The organism is Bathymodiolus platifrons methanotrophic gill symbiont (assembly GCF_002189065.1).
Classification (GTDB): domain Bacteria; phylum Pseudomonadota; class Gammaproteobacteria; order Methylococcales; family Methylomonadaceae; genus Methyloprofundus.
Genome location: NZ_BDMN01000532.1, coordinates 1 through 1,591 on the forward strand (window position 1 = coordinate 1; position 1,591 = coordinate 1,591).

At 37.5% G+C, this 1,591-nt stretch carries 2 protein-coding genes; both read left to right on the forward strand.

Features of this window, described 5'->3' with window-relative positions; all coding sequences use genetic code 11:
• Positions 1-660 (forward strand): restriction endonuclease subunit S (locus tag CDZ78_RS20170; RefSeq protein ID WP_244559315.1); only part of this gene is annotated, 660 nt, incomplete at its 5' end.
• Positions 657-1,591: type I restriction endonuclease (locus tag CDZ78_RS20175; protein ID WP_244559316.1), on the forward strand; the 935-nt coding region annotated here is incomplete at its 3' end. The genes CDZ78_RS20170 and CDZ78_RS20175, both read left to right, overlap by 4 nt.

Below are 1,591 nucleotides of genomic sequence, written 5' to 3' on the forward strand. Positions count from 1 at the left end.
CGGAAAAAACAATACAACTACTATCGCGACCAACTCTTAACCTTTGAAGAAGGACAAGTGGAATGGAAGACGTTATCAGAAGTTTTTACTTTAAAGAATGGCTATACTCCAAGCAAAAATAAACCTGAATACTGGACAGATGGGGATATTCCATGGTTTAGAATGGAAGACTTAAGAACCAATGGAAATATCTTAAGTGATGCCATTCAGAATGCACATAAAAACGGGATAAAAGGCAAATTATTTCCTGCAAATTCAATCATTATGTCGACGACAGCCACAATTGGTGAGCATGCCCTTGTGACAGTTGACTATCTGAGTAATCAACGATTCACAAATTTCACTGTAAAGAGTGATTTTTGTGAATCGTTAGATATTAAATTTGTTTTTTATTACTTTTTTATCCTGGCGGAGAAGGCAAAACAATCAATAAATACATCAAGCTTTCCAAGTGTACAAATGTCAGAATTGAAAAGGATGGGATTCCCCATCCCATCCCTTGCCGAACAATCCCGGATCGTCACCATCCTAGATAAATTCGATGCCTTAACGCACTCGATCAGCGAAGGCTTGCCTCGTGAAATTAAATTGCGCCAACAGCAATATGAATATTATCGCGATTTACTGTTGAGCTTTCCAAAATCTGAAACAACGGTATGAACGATTATAAAGCCATTGCTGAATCAAATAATTTTATCATCTTGGATAAATACACCAAGTGTTCGCAAGTTAATGAGTCCTATCAAAGCGAGTCCGATTTAGAGCGTGAATTTATTACGGATTTAAAAAACCAAGGATATGAGTATATTCCCGGTTTAAACAACCCTGAAAAAATGCTGGCGAATGTTCGCGTGCAGTTGCAATCGCTAAATAAAGTACAGTTTTTAGAGGAGGAATGGCTGCGCTTTGTTGAGCAATATTTAGATAAACCTAGTGATAATAGCATTGATAAAACGCGTAAAATCCATGACGACTTTATCTATGACTTTGTGTTTGATGATGGGCATATACAAAACATATACCTATTAGATAAGAAAAATATTGCACGCAATAAAATGCAGGTGATTAAGCAGTTTGAACAAACAGGTACGCAGGCTAATCGCTACGATGTGACGGTTTTAGTTAATGGCTTACCTTTGGTTCAGATAGAGCTAAAAAAACGCGGTGTCGCTATCCGTGAAGCCTTTAATCAAGTGCACCGTTACAGCAAAGAAAGTTTGAATACAGATAACTCACTGTTTAAATATTTGCAGCTGTTTGTTATTTCAAACGGAACCGATAGCCGTTATTTTGCCAATACCACCCAGCGTAATAAAAATAGCTTTGATTTCACCATGAATTGGGCAAAATCAAATAACGAATTGATTAAAGATTTAAAAGATTTCACCGCTACTTTTTTCCAAAAACAGACCTTGTTAAATGTGTTGCTACATTATTCTGTGTTTGATGATAGTGATACCTTGTTAGCGATGCGTCCTTATCAAATTGCGGCGACCGAACGAATTCTTTGGAAGATAAACAGCGCATATCAAGCGAAAAAGTGGAGTACGTCTGATAGTGGCGGCTATATCTGGCATACCACCGGCTCAGG